This window comes from Niveispirillum sp. BGYR6 (assembly GCF_027568365.1).
Classification (GTDB): domain Bacteria; phylum Pseudomonadota; class Alphaproteobacteria; order Azospirillales; family Azospirillaceae; genus Niveispirillum.
Genome location: NZ_JANLNL010000002.1, coordinates 342,093 through 367,183, shown reverse-complemented (window position 1 = coordinate 367,183; position 25,091 = coordinate 342,093). Strand labels below are relative to the sequence as shown.

25 protein-coding genes are annotated in these 25,091 nt (G+C 63.7%); 14 read left to right on the top strand and 11 right to left on the bottom strand.

The genetic code is table 11. The annotated features are described in order from the left end of the window. Window positions 1-137 precede the first annotated feature (137 nt). Window positions 138-1,220, top strand: a complete 1,083-nt coding sequence (locus PCJ49_RS05600) for an OmpA family protein (RefSeq protein ID WP_269910097.1) — start codon at window positions 138-140, stop codon at window positions 1,218-1,220. A 158-nt stretch (window positions 1,221-1,378) separates the two neighbouring features. Here the strand turns inward: PCJ49_RS05600 and PCJ49_RS05595 are convergent, their stop codons facing one another. Next, entirely contained in the window at window positions 1,379-2,050 is a 672-nt protein-coding gene (locus tag PCJ49_RS05595; protein WP_269910096.1) for a response regulator transcription factor, read from the bottom strand. A gap of 328 nt (window positions 2,051-2,378) precedes the next feature. On the opposite strand from PCJ49_RS05595, the gene PCJ49_RS05590 reads away from it, so the two are divergent. Further along, a complete protein-coding gene (locus PCJ49_RS05590; protein WP_269910095.1) occupies window positions 2,379-3,173 on the top strand; it encodes a response regulator transcription factor in 795 nt (264 codons plus the stop codon). Between the two features lie 115 nt (window positions 3,174-3,288). Here the strand turns inward: PCJ49_RS05590 and PCJ49_RS05585 are convergent, their stop codons facing one another. Continuing rightward, window positions 3,289-4,011, bottom strand: a complete 723-nt coding sequence (locus tag PCJ49_RS05585) for a protein phosphatase CheZ (protein ID WP_089286591.1) — start codon at window positions 4,009-4,011, stop codon at window positions 3,289-3,291. A 234-nt stretch (window positions 4,012-4,245) separates the two neighbouring features. Here PCJ49_RS05585 and PCJ49_RS05580 point away from each other — a divergent pair, with 234 nt between their 5' ends. Next, a complete protein-coding gene (locus tag PCJ49_RS05580; protein ID WP_269910094.1) occupies window positions 4,246-4,575 on the top strand; it encodes a DUF2892 domain-containing protein in 330 nt (109 codons plus the stop codon). Window positions 4,576-4,739: 164 nt separating this feature from the next. Here PCJ49_RS05580 and rlmJ read toward each other — a convergent pair whose 3' ends face one another. From rlmJ to PCJ49_RS05565, 3 genes are all read right to left on the bottom strand, one after another. Further along, complete coding sequence (gene rlmJ, locus PCJ49_RS05575) at window positions 4,740-5,612, bottom strand: 23S rRNA (adenine(2030)-N(6))-methyltransferase RlmJ (RefSeq protein ID WP_269910093.1); 873 nt, start codon at window positions 5,610-5,612, stop codon at window positions 4,740-4,742. 1 nt (window position 5,613) lies between these two features. Then, window positions 5,614-6,561 carry a DMT family transporter gene (locus PCJ49_RS05570; RefSeq protein WP_269910092.1) on the bottom strand — a complete coding sequence of 316 codons (948 nt, stop codon included), beginning with the start codon at window positions 6,559-6,561 and terminating at the stop codon, window positions 5,614-5,616. A 108-nt stretch (window positions 6,562-6,669) separates the two neighbouring features. Beyond that, entirely contained in the window at window positions 6,670-7,518 is an 849-nt protein-coding gene (locus PCJ49_RS05565) for an FkbM family methyltransferase (RefSeq protein ID WP_269910091.1), read from the bottom strand. Window positions 7,519-7,753: 235 nt separating this feature from the next. Between PCJ49_RS05565 and PCJ49_RS05560 the strand changes: the two genes are divergently transcribed. Then, entirely contained in the window at window positions 7,754-8,848 is a 1,095-nt protein-coding gene (locus PCJ49_RS05560) for a polyamine ABC transporter substrate-binding protein (RefSeq protein WP_269910090.1), read from the top strand. Between the two features lie 119 nt (window positions 8,849-8,967). On the opposite strand, the gene PCJ49_RS05555 is transcribed toward PCJ49_RS05560, so the two are convergent. Continuing rightward, window positions 8,968-9,768: a VacJ family lipoprotein gene (locus PCJ49_RS05555; protein WP_269910089.1), complete on the bottom strand. Its 801-nt coding sequence runs from the start codon at window positions 9,766-9,768 to the stop codon at window positions 8,968-8,970. A gap of 379 nt (window positions 9,769-10,147) precedes the next feature. Here PCJ49_RS05555 and PCJ49_RS05550 point away from each other — a divergent pair, with 379 nt between their 5' ends. The 4 genes from PCJ49_RS05550 to PCJ49_RS05535 all read left to right on the top strand — a co-directional run bounded on the left by PCJ49_RS05550 (window position 10,148) and on the right by PCJ49_RS05535 (window position 14,534). Beyond that, window positions 10,148-11,872, top strand: coding sequence for a fatty acyl-AMP ligase (locus PCJ49_RS05550; protein WP_269910088.1), 1,725 nt, complete (start codon window positions 10,148-10,150; stop codon window positions 11,870-11,872). 7 nt (window positions 11,873-11,879) lie between these two features. After that, complete coding sequence (locus PCJ49_RS05545; RefSeq protein WP_269910087.1) at window positions 11,880-12,827, top strand: NAD-dependent epimerase/dehydratase family protein; 948 nt, start codon at window positions 11,880-11,882, stop codon at window positions 12,825-12,827. A 237-nt stretch (window positions 12,828-13,064) separates the two neighbouring features. Beyond that, window positions 13,065-13,316, top strand: coding sequence for an acyl carrier protein (locus tag PCJ49_RS05540; protein WP_269910086.1), 252 nt, complete (start codon window positions 13,065-13,067; stop codon window positions 13,314-13,316). 3 nt (window positions 13,317-13,319) lie between these two features. Beyond that, on the top strand, window positions 13,320-14,534 hold the full coding sequence (locus PCJ49_RS05535) for a pyridoxal phosphate-dependent aminotransferase family protein (RefSeq protein WP_269910085.1): 1,215 nt from the start codon (window positions 13,320-13,322) through the stop codon (window positions 14,532-14,534). Window positions 14,535-14,591: 57 nt separating this feature from the next. Here PCJ49_RS05535 and PCJ49_RS05530 read toward each other — a convergent pair whose 3' ends face one another. Genes PCJ49_RS05530 through PCJ49_RS05520 form a run of 3 tightly spaced genes read right to left on the bottom strand, consistent with a single transcriptional unit; the run spans window position 14,592 to window position 17,091 of the window. Further along, window positions 14,592-15,206, bottom strand: coding sequence for a class I SAM-dependent methyltransferase (locus tag PCJ49_RS05530; RefSeq protein ID WP_269910084.1), 615 nt, complete (start codon window positions 15,204-15,206; stop codon window positions 14,592-14,594). Then, window positions 15,206-16,138, bottom strand: coding sequence for a hypothetical protein (locus PCJ49_RS05525; RefSeq protein ID WP_269910083.1), 933 nt, complete (start codon window positions 16,136-16,138; stop codon window positions 15,206-15,208). Before PCJ49_RS05525 ends, PCJ49_RS05530 begins: the two co-directional genes overlap by 1 nt. Beyond that, window positions 16,135-17,091 (bottom strand): diacylglycerol kinase family protein, encoded by a 957-nt coding sequence (locus PCJ49_RS05520; RefSeq protein ID WP_269910082.1) that lies wholly within the window; start codon window positions 17,089-17,091, stop codon window positions 16,135-16,137. Before PCJ49_RS05520 ends, PCJ49_RS05525 begins: the two co-directional genes overlap by 4 nt. A 236-nt stretch (window positions 17,092-17,327) precedes the next feature. Between PCJ49_RS05520 and PCJ49_RS05515 the strand changes: the two genes are divergently transcribed. From PCJ49_RS05515 to PCJ49_RS05490, 6 genes are all read left to right on the top strand, one after another. Continuing rightward, entirely contained in the window at window positions 17,328-18,254 is a 927-nt protein-coding gene (locus PCJ49_RS05515) for a metallophosphoesterase (RefSeq protein WP_269910081.1), read from the top strand. A 194-nt stretch (window positions 18,255-18,448) separates the two neighbouring features. After that, window positions 18,449-19,693: an LptF/LptG family permease gene (locus PCJ49_RS05510; RefSeq protein ID WP_269910080.1), complete on the top strand. Its 1,245-nt coding sequence runs from the start codon at window positions 18,449-18,451 to the stop codon at window positions 19,691-19,693. Continuing rightward, a complete protein-coding gene (gene lptG / locus PCJ49_RS05505) occupies window positions 19,690-20,763 on the top strand; it encodes an LPS export ABC transporter permease LptG (protein ID WP_269910079.1) in 1,074 nt (357 codons plus the stop codon). The genes PCJ49_RS05510 and lptG overlap by 4 nt, the downstream gene beginning before the upstream one ends. 119 nt (window positions 20,764-20,882) lie before the next feature. Further along, entirely contained in the window at window positions 20,883-21,665 is a 783-nt protein-coding gene (locus PCJ49_RS05500; protein WP_269910078.1) for a sterol desaturase family protein, read from the top strand. Beyond that, on the top strand, window positions 21,662-22,798 hold the full coding sequence (locus tag PCJ49_RS05495; protein WP_269910077.1) for a dATP pyrophosphohydrolase: 1,137 nt from the start codon (window positions 21,662-21,664) through the stop codon (window positions 22,796-22,798). Before PCJ49_RS05500 ends, PCJ49_RS05495 begins: the two co-directional genes overlap by 4 nt. Next, window positions 22,798-23,583, top strand: a complete 786-nt coding sequence (locus PCJ49_RS05490) for an NTP transferase domain-containing protein (protein ID WP_269910076.1) — start codon at window positions 22,798-22,800, stop codon at window positions 23,581-23,583. The genes PCJ49_RS05495 and PCJ49_RS05490 overlap by 1 nt, the downstream gene beginning before the upstream one ends. 21 nt (window positions 23,584-23,604) lie before the next feature. Here the strand turns inward: PCJ49_RS05490 and PCJ49_RS05485 are convergent, their stop codons facing one another. Next, a complete protein-coding gene (locus PCJ49_RS05485) occupies window positions 23,605-24,264 on the bottom strand; it encodes a tellurite resistance TerB family protein (protein ID WP_269910075.1) in 660 nt (219 codons plus the stop codon). A 196-nt stretch (window positions 24,265-24,460) separates the two neighbouring features. Continuing rightward, the gene (locus tag PCJ49_RS05480) at window positions 24,461-25,063 is read right to left on the bottom strand and encodes a DUF1013 domain-containing protein (RefSeq protein ID WP_089286637.1); all 603 of its coding nucleotides are present in this window, start codon (window positions 25,061-25,063) and stop codon (window positions 24,461-24,463) included. Between the last annotated feature and the right edge of the window lie 28 nt (window positions 25,064-25,091).

Below are 25,091 nucleotides of genomic sequence, written 5' to 3'. Positions count from 1 at the left end.
CTTCATTTTCTGTTAAGCCTATGAGGGCTGGGCTATAAACGGTGGCTATGCCATCTTTTTGCCCAAGACAGAACAAGCTGCCCCCGGTTCCAGCGTGGAAGGGCGGCAATCCAAGGGCCTTCGAGGAGTATAAAGAGATGAATCTGCGCCACTTGCTGTTGGGGACGGCGATCGCTTTGGCCCTCCCCAGCGCCGCCTTCGCCCAGAAGTCCGTTGAGGGCCCCTATTTCGGTGCCCAGATCGGTGTCAACTGGCTCCAGGACAGCGACTTCAAGTCTTCCACCATCACCAACGAAGTCTCCACCAAGGATGCTTTGTCCTCTGTCGTCGAACTGGGTTACCAGTTTGGTGAAGGGCTGCGTCTGGGTCTGGAAGGTGGTTACACCGTTCATGAAGTCAGCGGCATCACCGGCGGCCCCGCCAGCCGCTCTGGTCAGCCGATCGGCAACCTGAAGGCCTTCACCATGATGGGTGTGGTCCAGAAGGAGTTTGATATCGGCTCCCCGCTGCGCCCCTATGTCGGCGCCGGTGCCGGTTGGGGTTGGGTGAAGACCGACGCTGTTGGTCCGCTGCTGGCGTCCAACAACTATAATCACGGCAACACGGACAGCTTTGCCTATCAGCTGAATGCCGGTGTCGCGTATGCCATCACCGACAACCTGGATCTGACGCTGGGCTATCGCTTCCTGGCGATGGACACGCTGAAGTACAAGAACGAGCGGCCGGCCTTTGACGCCGACTACAAGTCCCACAGCGTGCTGATCGGTGTTCGCACCGTGTTCGGCGCCGCCCCGGCCCCGGCGCCGGTGGCCACCACCGTGGTGGCTCCGCCCCCGCCGCCCCCGCCGCCGGCCCAGCCCGCTCCGCCGCCGCCCCCGGCGCCGTCGATCACCCGTAACTTCACGGTGTTCTTCGACTTCGACAAGTCCACCCTGTCTGCCGACGCTCAGCAGGTTCTGCAGAACGTCGCCCGCGATGCGAAGGCTGGCAAGATCGTGCGCGTTGTCGTGTCCGGCCATGCCGACACGTCGGGCCCGTCCGATTATAACCAGAAGCTGTCGCTGCGCCGCGCCGAAGCCGTACGCGATTACCTGGCATCCCAGGGGCTGACGTCCAAGGAAATCTCCGTGGAAGCCAAGGGTGAGACGGATCTGCTGGTCCCGACCGCCGATGGCGTGCGTGAGCCGTCGAACCGCCGCGCTGTCATCGTTTTCCCGTAAGCTTTTGACCGGGGGCTGTATTCTTCTAAGAATGCGGCCTCCATCGTCAAAAAAGACACGGATAACGCTGCAATGCGAAAAAGGGGGGCTGCCATTGGCGGTCCCCCTTTTTGTTTCGACATCATTATTATGTCTGAGGAAATGGCATCCGCCGTCCCCTACGCCATGGGGGCTATGCCATGTTCCATGGCCCAGATGGCCGCCTGGGTGCGGTTGCTGGCGTTAATCTTCCGCATTGCATTCTTGAAATGCATCTTGACGGTCGATTCCGTGATCACCAGCCGGCGGGCGATCGCCTTATTGGAATGACCGCCGAGAACGCAGGCAAGAATTTGCATTTCACGCGGTGAAAGATCGGCATTGCCGCCCGCGGCTGCATTCTCCGCGCTGACGCTTACCGGCCCCTGTCCCAGCAGCTGTGCGGCCACCGCTGGGTAGACTGCCTGGCCTTGCTGGACAAGGCGCACCGCGCGCAGCACCGCGTTGAATGAAGCCCCCTTTGAGACATGACCATGTGCGCCGGCCGCTAAGCTCCGCCCCAACGCCTCTTGGCTCATATCAGAACTGATCACCAGCAGGCGCACATCCGGGAGCTGCTCCCGAAGACGCTGTAGCGGGTCACCCTCAGAATCCAGGGAGAAACCGGCTGGATCCGTGATGATCATTGCTGGTTCAAGCCCGGTTTCCACCAGTTCCAACGCCGCCTCAATTGAGGGCAGGGCTGGTTCTACCTCCAGACCCTTTTCCTCCAGCAAGGCCGCCAGGGCCGCGCTGAACAGCTGATCATGGTCCACCAACAGGATGGGATTGCTATTTAACTTAAACACCATTTTTAATTCTCTTTTTCAGAGTTTTACGGACACAAGTGAGTCCTGTTTGAATTAAAGACATCACAAACTCGCTCCATTGATGCCGATACGCGCCGCGAAAAATATTGCATTTTAGGAAAAGTTCTTTAAAAAGGGTGTGTTCCCTTAAGTAAATAACAATAAAAATTGCTTCGAAATTAAAAATATTTTTGAAATTTCTTGCTGACCTCTGAAGAATGATAACAGATTTTATCGCTGTCGCTAGAAGATGGTTGCGATAAGACTTAAACCATATGAATATGTTTTCACCATCGAGTGATGATCAAAGGGAATTCAAAAGGAGATCCCGATGTCCATGGCCCTACGTCGGGGAAGCCCGTTCCGCGTTGTCTTTGGCGAAAATGCCGCCGCTGGTGAGGGCCGGACCGGGGGGCGGGAGTTTGCGGCACCCACAGTGACGACGGACATTGGCAGCGCATCCCAGCGCCGACGTCGGGGGTTCCTTGTGGTGGACCCACAGGCCCTGGTGCGCCATGGATTGGCCCTGACCCTGTCGTCACTTCACGATGGGGCGCAGACATGGCAATGCGGTTCCCCGGCAGAGGCGTTGAGCCTGTTGGAGCGGGGGGATGCCTGTCCCGATCTGGTGTTGCTGGATGCCGATGGGCTTGCGGATGATCGCACCGTGGGGGTGGTGGATTTTCTGGCCGCACTTGCGGGTATTCCCGCCATTGTGATGGCAGGCGCCTTTACGCCGGCGGAGGCACGGACTTTCCTGTCTGCCGGCGCTGTGTGCTGCCTGTTGAAGAGCGATCCCAGTGCCGTGTTGGCGGAGGCGGTCGCGTTGGCCCTCAGTGGTGAGGGCTATGTGCAGCTTCCCTATCCGCTGGTGGCGCAGTCATCGCCGATCCAGGTGCCCGATGGCGGGCTGGATCGGTCTGCCGTGGCGCGGTTGACCAACCGCCAGCGTGATATTTTCCGCCTGTTGCTGCAGGGATGTTCCAATAAGGAAATTGCGCGGCAGTTGGGCGTTCTGGAAGGGACCGTCAAGGTCCATGTGCGCGCCATGATGCAGAAGCTGGGGGCGCGCAACCGAACCCAGATCGCCATTCTGGCTGCCCGTTGCGGCATCAGTGCGGATTGACAGTAATCTCGGCCCTGGCGGCAGGGAGCATCAATCCCGATAATAAAAAAGGCTCGGTCCCGTTTGGCGCCGAGCCTTTTTTACTATCAGCATCCTGTCGGAATTTCCTCTGACCTCAGTCGAACAAGGCGTCGATGTCGGCCTGGGAAACCTTTTCCTTCTCGCCCGCCGGACCATGCAGGTCCAGGCCGGCATCCTGGCGCGCCAGATTGGGCGGCATCGGCAAGGCCTCCAGTTCCTTCTGATTCCAGACCGAGATCATGCCTTCGATGCGTTGTTCGATGAAGGCCAACGCTTGCACCACCTTGGTGATGCGCTGACCGGTCAGATCCTGGAAATTGCAGGCCTCAAAGATGCGCAGGGTCAGGTCATTGAGATCTTTCAGCCGGCTGCTCTGATAGCCGTCCGGCAATTGGGCCCGCACCTCGTTGACGATATCTTCAATCTCTTCAGTGGAGGCCATGATCTGGTTGGTGGCCTCTTCCGTGGCACGCACCACAGCCCCCAGCTGCTCGCTGGCTTCCTGGAACTTGTCTTCCTTGGACAGCGGATGGCGCAGGGCCGCCATCTCCACCTTGGTGGCCTGGATGCGGCCGGCAATATCGGCAATGTCGATCTGGATCTTTTCAATCTGCGTGTGATCGACAGACAGGAAACGATCCAGCTTGTTTCCCAGCGCTGAAATGGCGGCCAGTACCTCGCCATTATCCAATTCGACATTGATGGGCGGCGGCAGTGCGGCGGGTTGAGTACCGTTGGACGCTGGCGGCTCGGCCTGGCCGTTGCGCTTGGCACGCTGAATTTCGGCCATGAACGGCCGGTGACGCAACTGCACCATCAAATCCCCCGCTGGAAACGCTGCAACACTACCCCCCAGGAGAAGCACCTCTTTCGGGGATAGCGGCGGCTACTGTGAACGAAGCGTCTTGCCGCTGCAAGGTCGCACGGCAGACCAAAAGGTTTGGTTTCACGCGAAATGGCGTATCACGGGAACCGTTACTATTCGATGTCGTTCCAAAAGCAGGAACCGGGCGCAAACCAGCCCGGCCCCCCCTCATCAAGGACGCGAACCATGTTTCATCACCAATTGCGCGATCATCTTCCGCAGCCGAATCTGGGATCGACAGAACGGGTATTGACCGCCCTTGCCGGCGGTCTTTTGCTGGCTGCGGCGGTACGGCGCGGCAGCATTCTGGCCGGCATTGCCGGCGGCGTGCTGGCGGCACGCGGCCTCAGCGGCTATTGCCCCGCCTATGATCTGCTGGGCGCCCGCAAACAGGGAGCGGTCGCCGACGGTGGCAGCCGGGATACGGATAAGGGGGAGATGGACGAGGTCACCCGTGCGGCGGAGCAATCCTTTCCGGCCAGCGATCCGCCTTCCTTCAATCCGGGCATCGCCTGATACCAAGTCCCGATGAGTTCTACTCATCGGGACTTGGTACGGCGGCGACTGCCGTCGCGCCGCACATGCGGCGTAGCCAAGCCAACGTATATTGGCGGCGGCGATTGAGGGCCTTGATCAGAACCGATCGGTTCTGATCAAGGCAATGGGTATTACGCCCTCGATTACCGACCGGGCTGGCCGTTTTCGTCACGAATCCAGTGGCAGGCGGTGCCGCCCTGCACCGCGCCCATCCCCTGGTGCAGGGCGGGCAGCAGTTCTGCCAGCGCCTCCTCCGTCTGCCAGGGGGGATTGACGATGATCAGGCCGGAACCGTTCAGTCGGTCGCTGCGATCATCGTCCGCCCAGCTCAGGTTTGCGGCGGCGATCTTCGGGATGCCGGTATCCTCCAGCATCTGGTGGAAGCGCCACATGGTGGCCCGGTCCTTGATCGGGTACCAGAGCAGATAGATACCGGTCGACCAGCGACGATGGGCCAGCGCCAAGGCGGCGACCATCCGTTCATATTCGTCCGGCGCCTCGAAGGGCGGGTCGATCACCACCAGCCCGCGCCGCTCCTTGGGCGGCAGATGTGCCTTCAGCGCCAGCCAGCCATCCATATGATGGACGGCCACCTGGGTATCCTGGCGGAAATGACCGCGCAGGGTTTCCACATCTTCGGCATGGAGTTCCGCCAGCACCAGCCGGTCGCCCGGCCGCATCAGGCCACGCGCCAGGGCAGGGGAACCGGGATAAGACCGGATCGTGCCATCCGCCGGCAGCGCCCCGCCATTGAGACGGGCCAGTTGAGCCAGATAGGGGGCGGCGGCTGCGGGCAGGGCAGGGGCCGTGGACAGCAGACGACGGATGCCGCGCACCGCCTCGCCGGTGCGCTGGGCCGCCTCCCCGTCCAGATCATAGAGACCGATGCCGGCATGGCTATCCAGCACGAAGAAGGGCGCCGGCTTGCTGCACAGGCGATCCAGCAGATAAGCCAGGACCGCATGTTTCATCACATCGGCCTGATTGCCGGCATGAAAAGCGTGGCGATAATTCATCTCAACCCATCTTGGTCAATAATTGCGGGGCGGGTGCTGGTGTCTGTCCCAGCCGCGCCTCTCGCACGGTGATATAGATGCCGCTGGATACCACGATCAGGGCGCCCAGCATCACGCGGGAATCCGGCACCTCCCCCCAGATCAGGAAGCCATAGCTGGTGGCCCACAGCATGGCGCTGTAATCGAATGGCGCGATCACCGCCACCGGTGCCCCGCGATAGGCGGTGGTCAGCAGCAACTGGGCAACCCCACCGACCAGACCGATGGCGACCAGCACCAGGGTGTCATGCCCGGTCGGCAGGCGGAAATCGCCACCGGCCAGCAGCGGGCCATAAAAGCAGCCGGTCAGCATGAAATAGAACACGATGGTGGAACTGCGTTCGGTCGCCGAGAGCCGGCGCACCGAAATCATGGCGCAGGCGGCCAGGGCGGCGCTGGCCAGGGCGAAGGCGCAGCCCAGCGCCGCTTCACCGCCGGCGGCGATCTGGCGCAGCAGCTCCCCATCGGGGCGCACCATGATCAGCACGCCGGTGAAACCGGTGATCAAGGCCAGCGCGCGGCGCCAGCGCACCTTCTCCCCCAGGATCAGCACGCCCAGCGTCGTGGTCCAGAGCGGGGCGGTGAAGGCAAAGGCGGCGGCATTGGCCAGCGGCAGCAGGCTGATGGCCGTGAAGCCGCAGGTCATGGAGATGACGCCGATGATGCTGCGCAGCACATGGCCCCAGGGCCGGTCGGTGCGCAGGGTGGCAAGGCCACCCGCCCGCCAGATCACCGGCAACAGGATCACCATGGCGAACAGCGCGCGGAAAAAGACGATCTCTCCCAGCGGATAATGCCCGGCCAGCGATTTGATCATCGCATTCATGGTGGAAAACAGGGCAACCGCGCCGATCATCGCCAGGATGGCGCGGCCAGTACTGCCGGCCGGCGGCAGAAGAGAGACAGGCATTTTCGCGTAGGCTGGACTGTTACGGAATGGGTCGCAGCCTGCGCCAATCCGCCCCGGTGCACCAGCCCGGGGCGCACATGGCAGGCATGGGGCGAGCCCCGGACAGAATCAGCCGCCGGTCTTTTCCAGCAACCAGTTCATCTTGCTGTCACCGAAGCGGCGATAGCCCAGCTGCTCCAGCCGGCCCAGCACATCCTGCTTCCACGACGTCTCCGACCGCTCGATGATCATCAGCCGTGGGTGCAGGCTGGCCGGCGCACTGTCAAAGAAGGGGAGCAGGGCCTGGTCCTCCGCCCCCTCAATATCGATCTTCAGCAGATCGATGCTGCGGATGCCCAGCTCCTGCAGCACCGCCAGCAGGGGCCGGACCTGCACCGGGGTGGCATCCCCGCCATGTTCATGCACCAGGCTGGAACCGCCCAGATTGCTCCCGTCCAAATGCAATCCCATCACCCCTTCGCTGGCGCCAACAGCGCATTCAACATGGGTGATGGTGGCATCGGTGCGGTTGAGCGACAGGTTCATGCGCAGCCGGCGCACCGCCTCCGGCCCCGGCTCAAACGCAATGATGCGGCCGGCGGGGCCCAGCGTGCGGGCAGCATTCAGGGTATAAAGCCCGATATTGGCGCCGATATCGACAAAGGTGCCGTCGCGTGGCAGCCGGCTGGCCATCAGCGCCATTTCTTCCGGATCGAAGAATTGCGGCATGAACAGGAATTTGCGCTCGCCGACATTATCCCCCGGATAAAGCCGCAGATTGATGCCGCGGACCGCGACATCAAATACCGGCCCATGGATCAGCATGGCCAGCCGCCGCAGCCATAAGGCCGCCCGCCGCCCCACCGGTGTGACCGGCCGGGACTGGCAGAATTCGATCAGGGCCCGCACCAGACTGTTGGGCGCGTGGAAACCGAATTGTGTTGCTGTCTCGGGCTGCAAGGCCTTGTTGCTCCGCATCAATCGGGATGTTCGCCCCATCATCGGCACGTTGCTGCGGTTATGCCATAAGCCGATGGTGCGTTGCGATGGGAATAAGGACGAAACCTTATCGGATTAGGGCTGTTTGCTGAATGCATCGCCGTTGACAAGGGCGGGGCAGCCATGTGCAATTCCCCCGTCCTGGGGCCTTTCCGGCGCCAGAAACCGGGCGGCACCGTGGCGCGGGGCCGCCCCACTTCATTGGGGGTCTTTGATGAAAATGAAGCAGGTGCTGGGCGTCATCGGCATGGTGGCTGCCATCGCCCTGGGCCATACCGCCATGGCCCAGGAAAAGAAGGTCAATATTTATAACTGGGCCGATTATATCGGCGAAACCACCCTGGATGACTTTACCAAGGCCACCGGGATCAAGACCCAGTACGATCTGTTTACCGATCTGGAGACGCTGGAATCGAAGCTGCTGGTCGGCAATTCCGGCTATGATGTTGTGGTGCCCTCGGCCGAACCCACCCTGCGCAAGCTGATCCAGGCCAAGGCGGTGCAGAAGCTGGACAAGTCCAAGATCCCCAATCTGAAGAATCTGGACCCGGCCCTGATGAAGCTGGTGGAAACCACCGACCCGGGCAATGAATATGGTATCATCTATGAATGGGGCACCATCGGTATCGGCTATAATGTCGAAAAGCTGAAGCAAATCCTGCCCAACACCCCGGTTGACAGCTGGGATGTCGTCTTCAAGCCGGAAAATGCCAAGAAGCTGGCCGCCTGCGGCATCGTCTTCCTGGACAGCCAGACCGATATTCTGCCCACCGTGCTGAAGTCCCAGGGGCTGGACCCCAATTCCGACAAGTCGGAAGATTTGAAGAAGGCGGAGGAAGCCATGCTGGCCATCCGCCCCTATATCAAGACCTTTGTCCCCTCGGTGATCGACCCGCTGGCCTCTGGTGATGCCTGCGTGGCGGTTGGCTATTCCGGTGACGTGTTCCAGGCCAAGGCAAGGGCGGAAAAGGCCAAGGCCAAGCACACGATCGCCTATGCCATCCCCAAGGAAGGTGCACAGGTCTGGTTCGATATGGCCGCCATTCCGGCCGGTGCCAACATGGAAACTGCCTCGGCCTTCATCAATTTCGTGCTGGAGCCCAAGGTGATGGCCGGCATCAGCGACTATGTCGCCTATGCCAATGCGGTGCCGGCCTCCTGGCCGCTGATGAACAAGGAAATCACCAGCAATCCGGTGATCTTCCCGCCGCCGGAAGTGATGGCCAAGTTCTTCACCGTGAAGCAGCTGCCGCAGAAGGCTGAACGCGAACGCACCCGCGCCTGGACCAAGATCAAGACCGGTCGCTGATCCTTTTGATCTGCGGTGACAAAAATAAAGGCGCCGGCGGGGAACCGCCGGCGCCTTTTCTGTTGGAAGAATTGTCGGTGCCGATCAGCCGGTCACCGATGCCCGTCGAGCAGAGCCGATTATTGCGCATTATCGTAGTCGGGAATGTCCGGCATCTGCGTCATGTCGGCCTTGCCGTCCCGAATCCAGCCGTCACGCCGCTGGCGGTAGAGGGAACGCATGGAGGCGTAATAATCGAAGCTGTTCCGTTTTACATCATCCAGCGCATCCAGATATTCCGACCGCGTGTCCACGGCATACAGGCCGGCACGCGTATAGCTGATCCAGGTGCGATCCGTGTTGGAGGCGTAGTTGGTAATAGGGTCTGCAACGAATTCGCCTGCCGTGCCGAAAGCGTCGCGCAGGCTGGAGGAGCCCAGCACCGGCAAAACCAGATACGGCCCTTCCGGAACGCCCCAGACGGCAAATGTCTGATCCAGGCTCTCATACTCGTAGGGAATGCCCTTTTCGGCAGCGACATCAATCAGGCCGGCCAGCCCGACGGTGGAATTGATGACGAACCGCTTGATCACATTTGCAGCACCCGGCACGTCGCCCTGCAGCAGCTGGTTGGCCAGATCAAGCGGGGAGCGCAGGTTGCGCAGCACATTGCGGATGCCGGTTCGCGCGGGGTCCGGCAGGACGGTGCGGTAAACCTTTGCCGTGGGGCGCAGCAAGACAGTGTCCACACCCTCGTTGAACCAGAAAATCCCCCGGTTCACCGGCTCCAGCGGATCATTGGCACTGTCTTCCTGTGCTTGGCGGGCTGATCGGTCCTGTGCGCCAGCCCCGGTGGCTGTCACCGTGCAGAGCAGGGCAGCCGCCAGCAACGCGGCAATGCCGCGGCGGCGCAACGGAGTGGCTGGCAGATGGCGGGCCATGTCTTACCCTATCGAACAAGGAGATGAAGTCAGAATGGCGCATAGCGCACCAGCCGGCTTGGATAAAGCACACATTTAGGCCGAGGTGCGTTGCGGCAAAGTGATAATAGTCACAGACGCCGACGGATGGTGGCGCCCTTTTGGATAGGCTTCACGCATAGGTGACTGTCACCCCCGCCATATCCATGGCAGGCATGAGGGCGCGCGCGGCCATCGCAGGACTTTTGCCTTGCTGACCGATTGCCCCCGCGCCCTCCCTCTGGTATGAGCGCCCATCACCGTTGGCACAGGGGCCCGCGAAGGCATCCCCCTGTGCCCATGGTTCTTTGATTTGACCAACGGGTATCTTCGCACCCGTAAGCATCCGGATCCCTGCGCTATGCTTCGTCCCACGCCATCGTTTCATGCCCTGCCGTCCCGTCTGGCGGAATTCGCCACGGTGGCGGAGGCGATTGCTTATGCGGCGCAGGGTGAAACGGGCCTCAATTTCTATTCCGGCAAGGGGGAGCTGACCGAGGCCTTGCCCTATGCCCAGCTTTACACCCAGGCGCTGGACCTGGCGCGCCGGATGCTGGCGAAGGGTTTGGTGAAGGGGGACCGGGTCGCCATCATCGCTGAAAGCGATGGCGATTTTATGCGGGCCTTTGCCGCCTGTCAGTTTGCTGGTCTGGTGCCGGCACCGCTGCCGCTGCCGGCGGCCTTTGGCGGCAAGGATGCCTATATCGACCATATCCGCCGCATGATCCAGGGGGCGGATGCCGGCGCCGCCCTGTCCCCGGCCAATCTGGAAGAATGGCTGCGCGCCGCCACCGACGGGCTGAGCCTGAAGGTGGTGGGCACATTGGCCCGGTTCGCCGATGTTGATGGCAGCGGCGTCACGCTGCCGACCGTCACCCCGGACGATCTCTGCTATCTGCAATTCTCCAGCGGCAGCACCCGCTTCCCCTTGGGCGTGGCGGTCACCCAGCGCGCCCTGATGGCCAATGCCCAGGCCATCAGGGCCCATGGGCTGAAGATCACGGCCAAGGATCGCTGCATTTCCTGGCTGCCGCTCTACCATGATTTGGGGCTGGTCGGTTTTCTGCTGACCCCGCTGGTCTGCCAGATCTCCATCGATTATCTGCCGACACGCGAGTTCGCGCGTCGGCCGCTGCTCTGGTTGCAGCTCATCAGCCGCAATGGCGGCACCCTCTCCTACAGCCCCAGCTTCGGCTATGAGCTGGCGGCCCGGCGGGCAGAGACCGCGTCGACCGAGGGGCTGGACCTGTCCAACTGGCGCGGTGCCGGCATTGGCGGCGACATGGTGCGCCCGCGCGTGATGCGCAAATTTGCTGAGATGTTCGCCCCGCGCGGCTTCCGCGCCGAAGCCTTCGTGCCCTCCTATGGCATGGCGGAAGCGTCGCTGGCCCTGTCCTTCGCGCCGCTGGATACCGGTGTCGTGACCGATCTTGTCGATCTGGACCGGTTGGAAAATGACGGGGTGGCGGTTTCCCCCAGCGCAGAGAGTGTCCGCACCCGTGAATTCGTGCTCAATGGTCCGCCGCTGCCCCTGCATGAGCTGGAAATCCGCGACCCGAATGGCACCGTGCTGCCGGAAAAGCGGGTGGGCCGGGTCTTCGCCCGCGGCCCGTCGCTGATGCAGGGATATTTCAACCGACCGGAGGAGACGGCAGCTGTGTTCTCCGCCGATGGCTGGCTGGATACCGGCGATCTGGGCTATCTCTGCAACGGTCAGATTGTCATCACCGGCCGGGCCAAGGATCTGATCCTGGTCAATGGCCGCAATATCTGGCCGCAGGATCTGGAATGGTCGGCCGAACATGCCGTACCCTCGCTGCGCAGCGGCGATGTGGTGGCCTTCTCCGTCGACAGCGACGCGGGCGAGGTGGTGACGGTGCTGGTGCAGTGCCGCCCCAACCAGGCGGAAGCCCGCGCCGCCCTGGCGGCAGAGGTGACCGGCGTGCTGCGCGCCGCCCATGGGCTGGAAGTGAAGGTGGTGCTGGTTCCCACCCATTCCCTGCCGCAGACTTCGTCCGGCAAGCTGAGCCGGACCAAGGCCAAGCAGATGTATCTGGCGGGTGAGTTCGAACCGCAGGCCGCCTGATATGGTGGTGGCGCGGCCTGTCGTCGCTGTTACCGGGGGGACCGGCTTTCTCGGGCGCCATCTGGTGGCGGCGCTTTGGCAGGGCGGGTATCAGCCCCGGTTGCTGGTGCGCCAGGATCCCGCCCATCCGCTGCTGGAGGGGGTTCACCCGCAGCTGGTGCCCGGCGATCTGGGGGATGAGGCCGCCTTGGCCCGGCTGGTGACCGGGGCCGCGGCGGTCATTCACGCCGGTGGCCTGATCAAGGCCGTCAGTCGGGAAGCTTTCTTCGCTGTCAATGAAGGCGGATCGGCGCGGCTGGGGCGGGCAGTGGCCCGCCATGCGCCCCAGGCCCGTTTTCTGGTGATTTCCAGCCAGGCCGCGCGGGAACCGGCGCTTTCCGATTATGCCGCCAGCAAGCGGGCGGGGGAGGATGCGGCGATTGCCGCCTATGGCGGGGAAAACTGGCTGATCATCCGTCCCCCGGCGATCTATGGCCCTTGGGACCGGGAAACCCTGTCTTTGTTCAAGGCCGCCGCCGGCCCCGTGGTCCCTGTGCTGGGGCGACCGGCGGCGCGCATCGCCATGCTGCATGTCAGTGACGCTGCGGCCGCGATTACTGCCCTGGTTGCCCCCGGCGTGATGGGGCGCCGCTATACCCTGTGCGACGGCCATCATGCCGGCTATGGCTGGGATGAGCTGCTGGATTGTGCGGCGGCGGCGGTGGGGCACCGGGCCCGTCGGCTGCCCGTGCCGCCCAGCCTGCTGTCGCTGCTGGGCAGGCTTTCTGGCTTCCAGGCCCGCCTGACCGGCCGGCCCGCCATGTTGACACGGGGAAAGGTGCGGGAAATTCTGCATCCTGATTGGACAGTGGCAGCGACGGACATGCCGGATTCGGCTCTCTGGCGCCCCAATATCAGCTTAGCTGAAGGTTTCCATGCCACGGCAGGTTGGTACCGCTCTCACGGCTGGATATAGCTGACGGGCGATTTGGCGCGACAAGGTGTTGCGGAATTACCCAGTGCTGTGTCTTCTGTCACTGCAATGGCATTGTGATGATGGTTTGTTCTTGCATCCATGGGCGTTGCATTTACCTTACGGGATCGTGACGCTTTTCTGATCGCACAGGGGGGCACCTGCGTGGTCAGCTGGCACAACCATGACAGCGCCGCGTCACCGCGATGGCTGTTGTTTTGAGACTCTGGGGCGACTTTTATGACTGCTGATCTCAACGAAATCGTTGAAGAAATAATAACTGCCCTGGGGTCAACCCTACCCACGCCGGTCACCATCACGACGGACACCAACATCACACGCGATCTCGGCCTTGATTCCCTGGCTGTGATGGATTTTGTGATGGTGCTCGAAGATAAGTTCGACGTCTCGATCCCGCTGGAGCGGATTGCCGAGGTCGAAACCATTGGCGACCTGGCCAGGACCATTCAGGATCTCCGGGGGCGCGCCTGAGTCATGACTATTCTCGCTAAATACACCCAACTGCGTGAATCGTATCATAAGATGGCCGCCATCGGCCGAGATCCGTTCTCGGTTCAGTTTGATGGTATCCTGTCCCCGACAGAGGGGATGCTGAACGGTCGCCGCACCATTCTGCTGGGCACCAACAATTATCTGGGCCTGACCTTCGACCAGAGCTGCATCGACAAGGGTGTCGAAGCGCTGGTGGAACAGGGCACAGGCACCACGGGTTCCCGCATCGCCAACGGTTCCTATACCGGCCATGGCGATCTGGAAAAGGCCCTGGCTGATTTCTATGGCCGCCAGCATTGCATGGTGTTCACCACCGGCTATCAGGCCAATCTGGGCATCATCTCCACCCTGGTGGGCAAGGATGACATCCTGGTCATCGATGGCGACAGCCATGCCAGCATCTATGATGCGGCCAAGATGACCACGGGTCAGGTTGTGCGCTTCCGCCACAACGACCCGGATGACCTGTATAAGCGCCTGCGCCGCCTGTCTGACCATCCCGGCAATAAGCTGGTGGTGGTGGAAGGCATCTATTCCATGCTGGGCGACACGGCCCCGCTGAAGGAATTCGCCCAGGTGAAGCGGGAGGCTGGTGCCTTCCTGCTGGTGGATGAAGCCCATTCCATGGGCGTGCTGGGGGAAACCGGGCGCGGTCTGGCGGAGGAAGTGGGGGTTGAGGCTGACGTTGATTTCATCGTCGGCACCTTCTCCAAGAGCCTGGGCGCGGTCGGTGGTTTCTGCGTTTCCGACCTGCCGGACTTTGACATTCTGCGGGTGGCCTGCCGCCCCTATATGTTCACCGCCTCGCTGCCGCCCTCGGTCATCGCCACCTCGTTGCAGGCCCTGAAGCGCCTGCGGGAGGAGCCGGGCCTGCGGCTGCGGCTGAATTCCAATTCCCGCCGGCTGTATGAAGGTCTGCGCAATCTGGGCTTCCAGGTTGGTCCGGTGGCTAACCCCATCGTCGCTGTGGCCCTGCCGACCAAGGAACTGGCCATCGCCTTCTGGAATGGTCTGCTGGAAGCGGGGCTGTATCTCAATCTGGCGCTGCCGCCGGCAACGCCGAACAGTCTGGCCCTGCTGCGCACCAGCGTCAGCGCCGCGCATACGCCGCAGCAGATTGATACGGCGATTGAGCTGTTTGCCCAGGTGGGCCGCCGTCTCGGCGTGCTGCCCGGTCTGGTGCAGGCGGCGGAGTAAAGACAGGCTTTTGGGTCTGAAAGTTAAAAAGGGCGGTGCCGATGGCGCCGCCCTTTTTTATTCGTCTGTCTTCTGCCAGATACCGGCCAGCCAACCTTGCTGTCGCCGGGGCGCGCCCAAGGGCCGACGCCATTCTTCCACCAGCACGAATCCAGCCTCCCGCATCAGACGGTGCAGGGTCTGCGGGCGGCGCAAGGCGATATGGCGTCCGTCAGGCATGGTGCCTTCCAGCCCGTCGCCGGTGGCATCACAGAAATAAAACAGCCCATCCGGCACCAGCCAATCCCGTGCCCGCCACAACAGAAAGGGCAGGGCGGGGCTGGGGATGTGGAACAGCACGTGATGGGCGTAGAGCGCCTGGAACTGCCGCCCCTGCCAGGGCGGGTTGCGGGGGGACAGCAGATCGAAATGATGGATGGGCCGGCCGCTGCGGCGGGCGGCGATGGCGGCCAGGGCGGCTGCCCCCTCCACCCCTTCCGCCGTAGCACCGGCCTGTTGCAGGGCCAACAGGTCGCGGCCATTGCCGCAGCCCAGTTCCAGCACCGTCGGTGCCGGCATGGAAAGGGCTGCCAGCAGCCGGCTGATGGCGTCGCTGGTATCATGATCGACGAAGCTGGCATCGTACCGCGCCGCATGGTCTTCGTAATGGGCCAGCGTCGGGTTGCCCGGCATCAGCGGATGGCCCCCAGGCGCCGCAACCGATAGAGGATCAGCGGGGCGGACAGAATCGGGTGGCGCCGCTGCCATGGCGTCAGCTCCAGCCGCACGCCGGAATGGCGATGGATTTTCCAGATAATGTAATCGACGCCGCCCTTGAAGGTGAAAGCTGCCTTCACCAGCCGGGCGATGTTCAGCAGCTTGCCGGCAAAGCGCCGCCGGCCCCAGGCGGCGCGACCTTTGACACGCTCTGCCGCACTCAGGTGAGGGGTGAAAAGGTTACCTTCCACCTGAAACCCGATGCCGCCCAGGGTCAATGCCGGGGACAGCAGGGCGGCATAGCGGGCTTCGGCATGTTCCACCAGGCTGACGCCGCGTTCGCCCTTTTCCACCCGCAATTCAGCGGCATAGGTGGCGCGGAACAGGGCTTCCCAGAACTGGCGCGGGGTGCCGCTTTCCGGCCCCAGCCGCACGGCCCAGCTTGCGGCGGTGGCCACAGCACCGGCCAGGGCCGACAGGGTGGCCTGGCGGGCGGCGGCATCGCGCGCATGGGCCAGAATCACCGGTTGGGCAAAACGGGCCCAGATGGTGGTGTCCAGGCTGTTGGGCCGGGTGGCGCTGGCAAACTGGTCGGCGCGCAGCACGGCCACCTTGGCCCGCAGCACATGGCCCTGCCACGGCACCTCCCAGAATTCCACCGTGGGCGGCAGCAGGCGGGTGGCCAGGGCCAGGGGGCGGGAGCGGTGCCAGCCGGTCAGGCTGTCCACCAGCACATAGAAATCCAGCACCCCGTCGACATCGCCGCTGCGCAGGTTGGAGCCATAGAACAGGATGGCGGCGACATTGTTGCCGCCTTGGGCCAACAGGGCTGCCACCACGGCCTGCGCCGGGGCAGGGGGTGGGCCTTTACTTTCCTGCCCGATCAGGTTCAGCAGCCGGTCCGTCATGACGGGATCACGAAATCCACCACATCTTCCGCCGACAGCCGGATGCGGCCGGCCGGATAGGTTTCACCATCCATGATGAAGGGGCGGGGCAGGGCAAGGTCAAGCACCTGCGCACCACCGCTGCGATAGGCACCGCTGTCCAGCATCCAAGGGCGGGGCTTGCCCTTGACCAGGGCCGGCAGGGCGCGCAGCAGGCGGGGCGGGTTGGCCGCGATATCCAGATAGCGCAACGGCGCCGCCCCATGGTCCCAGAAGGGCCAAAGCCCCAGGATCAGCCGTTCCAGGGTGGTGGCCAGGAACAGGAAGCGGTTGCCATCCTGCGCGCGATGGCCATCGATGGTGATGCCCATCGCTTCGCCCGCCAGCCAGCCATGCTGATCATTGCCGATCAGCGCCCGGCCCAGCACCCCGGCCATGGCGATCGCCACCGCCGGCCCCTGGGTGAAGCCGGCGCGGTGAATGTGCGAATTGGCCAGTTCCGTGCCACGGGTGAAGGCACCGCCACCCATGAACATGCCGCGCACCGGTTCATGCTCGCCATCCGGCCAGGTGATGGACAGGATCGGCCGGCGGGTCACATTGTCGCCCAGCCGGTTGGCCTGGGCAGCACCCACCAGCCGTTCCAGTGCCTTCAAGCCATGGCCCGGCGTGCCGACATCAGCGGCGATCAGGTTGGTTTTGCCCGATGCCATGATGGCCAGCCGGGGCGGCCGGTCACCAAAGGCGCCGGGCAGGGCGGTCAGCACGTCGCGCACGGTGCCGTCGCCGCCATCGACACAGATCGTATCGACGCCGTCATGGGCGAAATCGGCCAGCGTGTCGCGCAACTCCGCCGGGGTGGCCGGCTCGGCGAAATAGAAACCTAGCAAGGCTGCGGCCTGGGCGCGGGTGTCGCCGCCGCCCTGCTTGTTGCGCTGGCTTTTCGGATTACGGATCAGGCCCAGACGAGACATGACGAGCGCACAAGCCCTTTCCGGTCAGGCAGAAAGCGGGAAACGGCCATCGCCGTTCCGCCGGATCTGGGAAAGGGTCGGCACCCGGCACTTGCCGGGTTTGTGCGTGCGGTCAGCGGTCACGGGAGGGAATACCATGTGATGCGTGCGGATTTTGGCAGCCTTCATACAGGCTGTCCGCGCATTTGCCTATGGGGGCTTTGCCGCAGGGGATGGAACGTCGTAGGGTGCCGCCCATGTCGGCCTTCCGCTTCGCCCATTTTTCCGATCCGCACCTGCCGCTGGCGCCTGACCGGCTCAGCGGGCGGGGCTTTTTCACCAAGCAACTGCTGAGCTATCTCTCCTGGCAGCGCAAGAAGCGCCATGTGCATCAGCCGGCGGTGCTGGATTGTCTGCTGGCGGATATCCAGGCGGCGGCCCCCGACCATATCGCCTGCACCGGCGATATCGCCAATATCTCCTGGCCGGGGGAGTTCCAGCGCGGTCGGGACTGGCTGGCCCGCGTCGGCCCGCCGCAGCAGGTCAGCTATATTCCCGGCAATCATGATGCGATGGTGCCCGCGCCCTTTGCCCAGGGGCTGGGCCTGTGGCGCGATTATATGCAGGGCGACCGGCCACCCGCCCCCGATGCGCCCTTGCCGGACGGGCTGTTCCCCGCCCTGCGCCGGCGCGGGCCGGTGGCCTTCATCGGGCTGAATTCCGGTGTGCCGACGGCCCCCTTGCTGGCCACCGGCCGGCTGGGGACGGCGCAGGTGGAGGCGTTGGGCGACATGCTGGCCGATCTGGCGCGCGAGCGGCTGTTCCGGGTGGTGATGGTGCATCACCCGGTGGCACCCGGCGTCGTGCGTCGGCGCAAGGGGTTGAGCGATGCGGCGGCCTTGCGCCACCTGCTGGCCCGCACGGGGGCGGAGATGCTGTTGCATGGCCATGCCCACCGGGCCAGCCTGGCCATGCTGAAAGGGCCGAACGGCCTGATCCCCAGCCTGACCGTGCCGTCTGCCTCCGCCATCCGCCATGGCCGCTATCCTGCCGCGCAATGGAACCTTGTGACGGTGGACACAGACGGCGGCGGCTGGCGGGTGCAGGTGGAGGTCCGGGGCTATGACGGGGCCGGCGCCATGCGCACGGTCGACGGCTATACGTTATTGCTGCCCTGGGCGTGACCGGTGGCGGCTGCCGTTTGCCTCCCCCTGCATTTAGCTCTATGGTGCGCGCTTTGGAAAAGTCAGGCCCGGCCGCGCGACGATGAGCATCATGCACGCCTTCCATATCTGTTTGGTGAAACGCCATTACCCGTCCCGGGCGTTGGAACGGCTGCGGGCTGCTGTTGCCATGCGCTGGGTCGGGGTGGTGTGAGGTGGACAGAAGCGTGACGCGCGGCGAACGGACGGCCATTGTCAGCACCAGGGTGATCGACCGCTATATCCTCAGCCAGACGCTGAAGCCGCTGGCGGCGTCGCTGGTGGTGGTGCTGATTGCCCTGCTGATGGAACGGCTGTTGCGGTTGTTTGATCTGCTGGCCGCTCATGGCGGGCCATTCGATCTGGTCATCCGCATGGCGGCCAACCTGATCCCGCATTATCTGGGGCTGGCGCTGCCGGCGGCCTTTTTCATTTCCATCTTCATCATCGTCGCCCGCATGGGGGAGGATAATGAACTGGATGCCCTGCAATCCACCGGCCTGTCAGTGCCGCGCATCGCGCGCGCCTTTCTGTGGCTGGGGGCGGGGCTGATGGTTTTCTCCGTCCTGCTGTTCGGGTTTCTGCAGCCCTATGGACGTTATGGCTACAGCACGCTTTATCACATGGTGGTCAATGCCGCTTGGGATGCCACCGTGCCGGAAGCCACCTTTGTGGATGCCGGCGATGGGGTGACGATCAGCGCCGATATCGTCGACAAGACCGGCCGCCAGTTGCGACAGGTTTTCGTTCACCAGAACCGCGACAATGGGGAAACCTGGGTGACGACGGCGGCTTCCGGCGCCCTGGCCGCGACGGAGGACCGGGAACGGGTGTTGCTGACCCTGAAAGATGGGGTGCAGGTGCGCACCCTGCCCGATGGCCGGCAGCAGGTGCTGGATTTCGGGGTGCTGACGCTGGACCGGCCGTTCCAACTGATCACGGAGCCGTTCCGCGCCCGTGGCGACAGCGAACGGGAACTGACCTTGCCGGAGCTGTGGACGGAAATGCATGATCCGCATTCCATCCTGCCGCGCAGCAAGATCGAGGCGGAGTTCCATGCCCGCATCGCCCGCGCCCTGTCGCTGCCGCTGCTGCCGCTGCTGGCGGTGCCGATGGGCATGGCGGCTAAGCGGGCCCGGCGGGGGCAGGGGATCGCGCTCGCCACCTTCATCCTGATTCTTTACCACCATTCCATCCAGTTGGGCGAAAGTCTGGCCGATGTCGGCCGGGTGCCGGCGGTGCTGGCCATCTGGCTGCCTTTTGCGCTGTTCGCCGCCTTGTGCGCCTGGCTGTTCCGGCAGGCGCAGATCCATCCCGGCGTCAATCCGTTTGCCGCCCTGTTCGATGGCATCGATACCGTGCTGGGCTGGCTGCGGCGGCTGTTGCCGCGCCGGAAGGCCGGCAAGGGGGCGGGCAAATGACCAATACCATCACACGCTATCTGACCCGTACCTTCCTGGTCCGTGTGCTGTCGGTGCTGTTTGCGCTCTCAGCTCTGCTGCAATTGCTGGATTTGCTGGATGCCGCCAGCACCGTTTTGCAGCGGGGTGGCGGGGCGGGCGATCTGATCCGCTATACGGTGCTGCGGATGCCGATGATCGTGGAACGGGTGGTGCCGCTGGCGGTGCTGATCGGCTCCCTCTCCACGCTGTGGAGCTTTGCCGCCACCAATGAATTCGTCGCCATGCGGTCGGTGGGCATGACGCCCTATCAGATCATGGGGGCGCTGATGCCGGCGGCCCTGGTGGTGGCGGGGCTGCATTTCCTGCTGACCGACCAGATTGCCCCGCGTTCGGAACGCGCCTTCGTCACCTGGTGGGCCTCCACCCAAGACCCGGAGGGGGATGAGGCGGCAAAGCCGGAACCGCTCTGGTTCCGGCTGGGCAATGCCGTGGTGGGGCTGAAGGATATTGGCGATGACGGGCAAAGCCTGAAAGGGCTGGAATATGTGGAGCGCGATAGTCGCGGCAAGGCCACGCTGATCCTGCAGGCCAAAAACGGTGTCTGGCGGGATGGCAAATGGCAGCTTTCCGGGGTTTCGCGCACCCGCGTCGGTACGCCGCTGGTGGTGGACCAACTGCCGGCCCTGGAATGGACGCCGCCGCTGACGCCCGCCAACCTGATTGAGCTGAAGGCCCCGACGCAAAGCATCTCCGTCAACCGGTTGCTGCGCATCCTGCATGGCGCCTGGGCTGGCAGCCAGAGCCAGGCCTATTACGCCACCCGCCTGCACGCGACATATGCCGGGCCGCTGGGTTCCCTGGTGATGCTGCTGCTGGCGGCACCCGTGGCCCATGGCCTGCGCCGGCGTGGCGGGGCGATGGGCAGTTTGGCGCTGGGCGTGGTGATCGGTCTGGCCTTCCTGCTGTCTTCCGGCATCCTCAGTTCCATGGGCCAAGCCGGGGCCATGCCGCCCTGGATTGCCGTCTGGTCGCCGGTGCTGCTGTTCACGGCCATTGGCGGGGCCATCATGGTGCATGTGGAAGGGTAGACGCGGCATCTTGCCGGACTTGAAAGCCGGCAAAGGTGGCGCATAGTTTAACGCAACATTGACAAGGGGTTGGGGGCCATCGGCAGCCAGCCCGTGCTTTTTTGGAAAGGATGCGAGGCATGTGGGGCGATGCCTGGCGTGGCCGCAGCTACGACCTTGGAAAAATGAATCTGCGCGATCTGGCGATCGCCTATTCGACATACCCAGCCATCCAGGTCTATGCGGCGCTGGCGCTGATCAGTGCTGTGCTGGCGCTGATCTGGTTTGAAAGTGGCTGGCGGCTGGCGGCGACGGTCTTCGTCGCCTCCCTGATCTATCCGATGGCTTGGTACGGCATCCATCGCTACATCCTGCATGGGCGCTGGCTGTACCGGATGAAATGGTCCGCCCCGCTGTGGAAGCGTATCCATTTCGACCATCACCAGGATCCGCATAAGCTGGAAGTGCTGTTCGGCAGTCTGGCCAACACGCTGCCCACCATCGCCCTGGTGACGGTGCCGTTTGGCTGGGCCATTGATGGCAAGGCGGGTGCGGCGGCGGCCCTGGCGACCGGGCTGGTCACCACCTGCATTTACGAATTCTTCCACTGCATCCAGCACCTCAACTACAAGCCCCGCTGGGCCTGGGTGGTGCGGATCAAGCAATTGCACCTCTATCACCATTTCCATAACGAGGATGGCAATTACGGCATCATCGCCTATGGCCCGGACATGCTGTTCCGCAGCTATTACGCCCATGCCAAGGAAAAGCCGCGCAGCCCCACGGTGTTCAACCTGGGCTATGATCTGGAAGAGGCGGCGCGGTACCCCTGGGTGATGGAAGCCACCGGTGCCCCCCCGCGTGACCGGCCGCCGCGCCCGCCGGCCGGCAGTGACAGCAACACCGCAAAGGCCACATCTTGAACGCCCCCGCCTTCCGCATCCAGCCGGTGACCGACGCCGCCGGCATGGACCAGTTCATCCGGCTGCCCTATCGGTTGCATCAGGGTGATCCCAACTGGATTCCCCCGCTGCTGCTGGAGCGGAAGGAGTCGCTGTCGCCCAAGCTGAACCCCTTCTTCGACCATGCCGATGTGCGCTTCTTCTTGGCATGGCAGGGTGATCGGCTGGTGGGCCGCATCTCCGCCCAGGTGGATCGTTCGGCGCTGGAACTGCACCGCAATGGCACGGGCCATTTCGGCCTGCTGGCGGCGGAGAATGATCCGGCCCTGGTGCGCGCCCTGCTGAATGCGGCGGAGGAATGGTTGAAGGGCCACGGCATCACCCGTGTCGTTGGCCCGTTCAACCTGTCCGTCAATGAAGAAACCGGGATGCTGGTTGCCGGGCATGACACGCCGCCCATGTTGATGATGGGCCATGACCGGGATTATCTGCCGGGGCTGGTGGAGCAGGCGGGTTATGCCAAGGCGAAGGATGTCTTCGCCTATCTCTATGATATCCAGCATGACATGCCGCGGTCGGTGCGCGCGCTGATCGACCGGCCGCTGCCGGCCGGGCTGACTGTGCGCATGTTGGACATGAAGCGCTATGATGCCGACCTGCGCGCCATCACCAGCGTGTTCAACGGTGCCTGGGCCGGCAATTGGGGCTTTGTGCCGCTGAACGAGTCGGAAATCGCCCATATGGCGAAATCGCTGAAGCCGATCATCAACCCGCGTCTGGTCTGGATTGCTGAGTTGAACGGGGAGCCGGTGGCCTTCGGCGTCTGCCTGCCCAACCTGAACGAGGCGATTGGCGATCTGGGCGGCAAGCTGCTGCCGTTCGGCTGGGCCAAACTGCTCTGGCGCCTGAAGGTCAAGGGCGTGAAGACGGCGCGCGTGCCCCTGATGGGGGTGAAGCGCGGCCTTGCCACCGGGCTGGCCCCGGTGCTGCCCTTCCTGATCATTGACGGGATGCGGCGGGAGGCGTTGAAGCTGGGCTATCGCCAGATCGAGCTGTCCTGGATTCTGGAAGATAACATGCCGATGCGCCGCATCATCGAAGCGCTGGGCACCAGCCGTTACAAAACCTACCGGCTGTTCGGCAAGGATTTGTGATGGTTGATTTTTCCGGCGTGACGACCCTGGTTCTGGCCGGCTCCCGCGGGCCGGAAGACCCGGTGGCCAAGCTGGGCGGGGTCAGCCACAAGGCGTTCGTGCCGGTGGCCGGCGTGCCCATGCTGCTGCGGGTGGTGCGGGCGCTGCTGGCCAGCCCCAGCATCGGCACCATCCATGTCGCCATCGAACGGCCCGATCTGGTGCAGGCCGATACGGAACTGGCGCCGCTGCTGGCCAGCGGCCGCCTGCGCCTGTTGCCGGCAGAGGGCAGCCCCAGCCGCAGCGTCTCCGCCGCCCTGGATGCGCTGGGCACGCCGCTGTTCGTCACCACGGCAGACCATGCGCTGCTACGCCCGGAATGGGTGGAGCATTTCCTGACACATCTGCCCGACGGCAGCGATGTCTGTGCCGCCCTGGCCCGCGATCAGACGGTGATGGCCGCGGTGCCGGATACGCAGCGGACATATCTGCGCTTTGCCGATGGGGCCTTTTCCGGCTGCAACATGTTTGCCTTCCGCACGCCCCAGGCCGCTGGCATCGCCCGGCTGTGGCGGCAGGTGGAGGCGCAGCGGAAGAACCCGCTGCGCATGATCCGCCTGCTGGGCCCCTGGTCCATCCTGCGCTTCCTGCTGGGCCGCCTGACCATCACGGCAGCCCTGGCCCGGCTGGGGAAGCTGGCGGGGGCCAGGGCGGCCATTGTGGAGATGCCCTTCGGCATGGCCGCCGTGGATGTGGACAAGGCGGCCGATCTGGAACTGGCCGAACGGCTGTTGACGCATGGGTGAACGGGGGCGCGCAGACGCCCCCTATTCCATCAGCCGCGACTCGATATCCCGCGCCGTCCATTCATCCAGACCCAACCGGGCCGCCAGCATGGCCAGAAAGGCGCGTTCGGCCGGGGTATCAACATCAATGGCCAGGAAGGCGGCACCATAGACCTCTGCCGCTGTCACCGGGTCGCGCACGCGGGTGATCAACGCATCCAGATCCACCGGTTGACGCATCAGCCGGTCCAGATGGGCCCAATCCTGACGGTCGGCCCCCGATTCGATGAGATAGTTTTCTAACCGCGCCCGTTCTTCGGCATCCAGCACACCGTCGGCCTTGGCGGCTGCCACCATGGCGGTCAGCAACAGATCGGCATCGGGCGTCGTGGGCGTGTGGCCCTGCCAGGGCCGTTGAAAGGGGGGCTGATTACCGCTGCCATAGGAGGGGTGCGGTGGTGGCGGGGCATAGCCCTTGTAGCCGCTCTGGTTCTGGCTCTGTCGTTGGCGATATTGTTCATAGGCGGCCATGCCGATGCTGGCCAGCAATGCCAGCCCTCCCTTGGAGCCAAGCGCTTTGCCGGCAATACCGCCCAACCCGCTGCCGCCATAGCTGTGTTTGTATTTTTTCTTCTTCCCGCCCAGCACATGGCGGGACAGTCCCGATTGCAGCAGCGAACCCAACAATTTTTCCAGGCTCATCTTTGTGATCCTTCCCGTTCCCGCCCATGATCGCGGCGGAACTGCCAATGCCAGGCATAGATGGGAAGGGCAGGGGGTTTTGTCGCCCCCACCAAAGGCTTGATCCGCCTGTCAGGCGGAAGAGGTAGGTAAAAGAAAACGGCGTCCGGGTTGCCCCCGAACGCCGTTTTCACGCTTTCAGACAGTGCCGCCGCGATCAATCCCGGATCGGGCCGGCGTCATCCTCATCGCCGCTTTCATAATCCGGCACATGCACGTCGGCCTGGCTCAGCTCCGGACGGCCACGGCGGGCCCGTTCCAGGGCTGCATCCAGTTCGCGCTGGGTGCACAGACCCAGCAGCACCGGGTTGCGTGCCTTGATGTTGGCGGCGTTCCAGTGCGTCTTGTCACGCACGGCGGCAATGGTCGGCTTGGTGGTGCCGATCAGCTTGCAGAGCTGGGCATCCGACAGTTCCGGATGGGCCTTCAGCAGATGGGCCACCGCATCCGGCTTGTCGCCGCGCTTGGTCACCGGCGTATAGCGCGGACCCTTGGAACGGGCCACCGGCTGCGGCAGATCCTGATGGCGCATCCGCAGCTTCAGATCCTGGTTCTTTTCCGCGCGGGCGATTTCTTCCGCCGTCAACTCACCGCCGGCCACCGGGTCGCGGCCGACCATGCCAACCGCCACCTCGCCATCGGCGATGGCCTGCACCTCCAGCTCATGCATACCGCAGAATTCTGCGATCTGCTCGAAGCTGAGACCGGTGTTCTCGACCAACCAGATGGCGGTGGCCTTCGGCATCAGGGGCAGTGCCATGCTTCCTCCTAAAACGCGACGCCGGGGG

What these genes read in the sequence shown, in the direction of transcription:
- PCJ49_RS05600 (WP_269910097.1), top strand. Translation starts at nt 138, where the DNA reads ATGAATCTGCGCCACTTGCTGTTGGGGACGGCGATCGCTTTGGCCCTC.
- PCJ49_RS05595 (WP_269910096.1), bottom strand. Translation starts at nt 2,050, where the DNA reads ATGGTGTTTAAGTTAAATAGCAATCCCATCCTGTTGGTGGACCATGAT.
- PCJ49_RS05590 (WP_269910095.1), top strand. Translation starts at nt 2,379, where the DNA reads ATGTCCATGGCCCTACGTCGGGGAAGCCCGTTCCGCGTTGTCTTTGGC.
- PCJ49_RS05585 (WP_089286591.1), bottom strand. Translation starts at nt 4,011, where the DNA reads ATGGTGCAGTTGCGTCACCGGCCGTTCATGGCCGAAATTCAGCGTGCC.
- PCJ49_RS05580 (WP_269910094.1), top strand. Translation starts at nt 4,246, where the DNA reads ATGTTTCATCACCAATTGCGCGATCATCTTCCGCAGCCGAATCTGGGA.
- rlmJ (WP_269910093.1), bottom strand. Translation starts at nt 5,612, where the DNA reads ATGAATTATCGCCACGCTTTTCATGCCGGCAATCAGGCCGATGTGATG.
- PCJ49_RS05570 (WP_269910092.1), bottom strand. Translation starts at nt 6,561, where the DNA reads ATGCCTGTCTCTCTTCTGCCGCCGGCCGGCAGTACTGGCCGCGCCATC.
- PCJ49_RS05565 (WP_269910091.1), bottom strand. Translation starts at nt 7,518, where the DNA reads ATGCGGAGCAACAAGGCCTTGCAGCCCGAGACAGCAACACAATTCGGT.
- PCJ49_RS05560 (WP_269910090.1), top strand. Translation starts at nt 7,754, where the DNA reads ATGAAAATGAAGCAGGTGCTGGGCGTCATCGGCATGGTGGCTGCCATC.
- PCJ49_RS05555 (WP_269910089.1), bottom strand. Translation starts at nt 9,768, where the DNA reads ATGGCCCGCCATCTGCCAGCCACTCCGTTGCGCCGCCGCGGCATTGCC.
- PCJ49_RS05550 (WP_269910088.1), top strand. Translation starts at nt 10,148, where the DNA reads ATGCTTCGTCCCACGCCATCGTTTCATGCCCTGCCGTCCCGTCTGGCG.
- PCJ49_RS05540 (WP_269910086.1), top strand. Translation starts at nt 13,065, where the DNA reads ATGACTGCTGATCTCAACGAAATCGTTGAAGAAATAATAACTGCCCTG.
- PCJ49_RS05535 (WP_269910085.1), top strand. Translation starts at nt 13,320, where the DNA reads ATGACTATTCTCGCTAAATACACCCAACTGCGTGAATCGTATCATAAG.
- PCJ49_RS05530 (WP_269910084.1), bottom strand. Translation starts at nt 15,206, where the DNA reads ATGCCGGGCAACCCGACGCTGGCCCATTACGAAGACCATGCGGCGCGG.
- PCJ49_RS05525 (WP_269910083.1), bottom strand. Translation starts at nt 16,138, where the DNA reads ATGACGGACCGGCTGCTGAACCTGATCGGGCAGGAAAGTAAAGGCCCA.
- PCJ49_RS05520 (WP_269910082.1), bottom strand. Translation starts at nt 17,091, where the DNA reads ATGTCTCGTCTGGGCCTGATCCGTAATCCGAAAAGCCAGCGCAACAAG.
- PCJ49_RS05515 (WP_269910081.1), top strand. Translation starts at nt 17,328, where the DNA reads ATGTCGGCCTTCCGCTTCGCCCATTTTTCCGATCCGCACCTGCCGCTG.
- lptG (WP_269910079.1), top strand. Translation starts at nt 19,690, where the DNA reads ATGACCAATACCATCACACGCTATCTGACCCGTACCTTCCTGGTCCGT.
- PCJ49_RS05500 (WP_269910078.1), top strand. Translation starts at nt 20,883, where the DNA reads ATGTGGGGCGATGCCTGGCGTGGCCGCAGCTACGACCTTGGAAAAATG.
- PCJ49_RS05490 (WP_269910076.1), top strand. Translation starts at nt 22,798, where the DNA reads ATGGTTGATTTTTCCGGCGTGACGACCCTGGTTCTGGCCGGCTCCCGC.
- PCJ49_RS05485 (WP_269910075.1), bottom strand. Translation starts at nt 24,264, where the DNA reads ATGAGCCTGGAAAAATTGTTGGGTTCGCTGCTGCAATCGGGACTGTCC.
- PCJ49_RS05480 (WP_089286637.1), bottom strand. Translation starts at nt 25,063, where the DNA reads ATGGCACTGCCCCTGATGCCGAAGGCCACCGCCATCTGGTTGGTCGAG.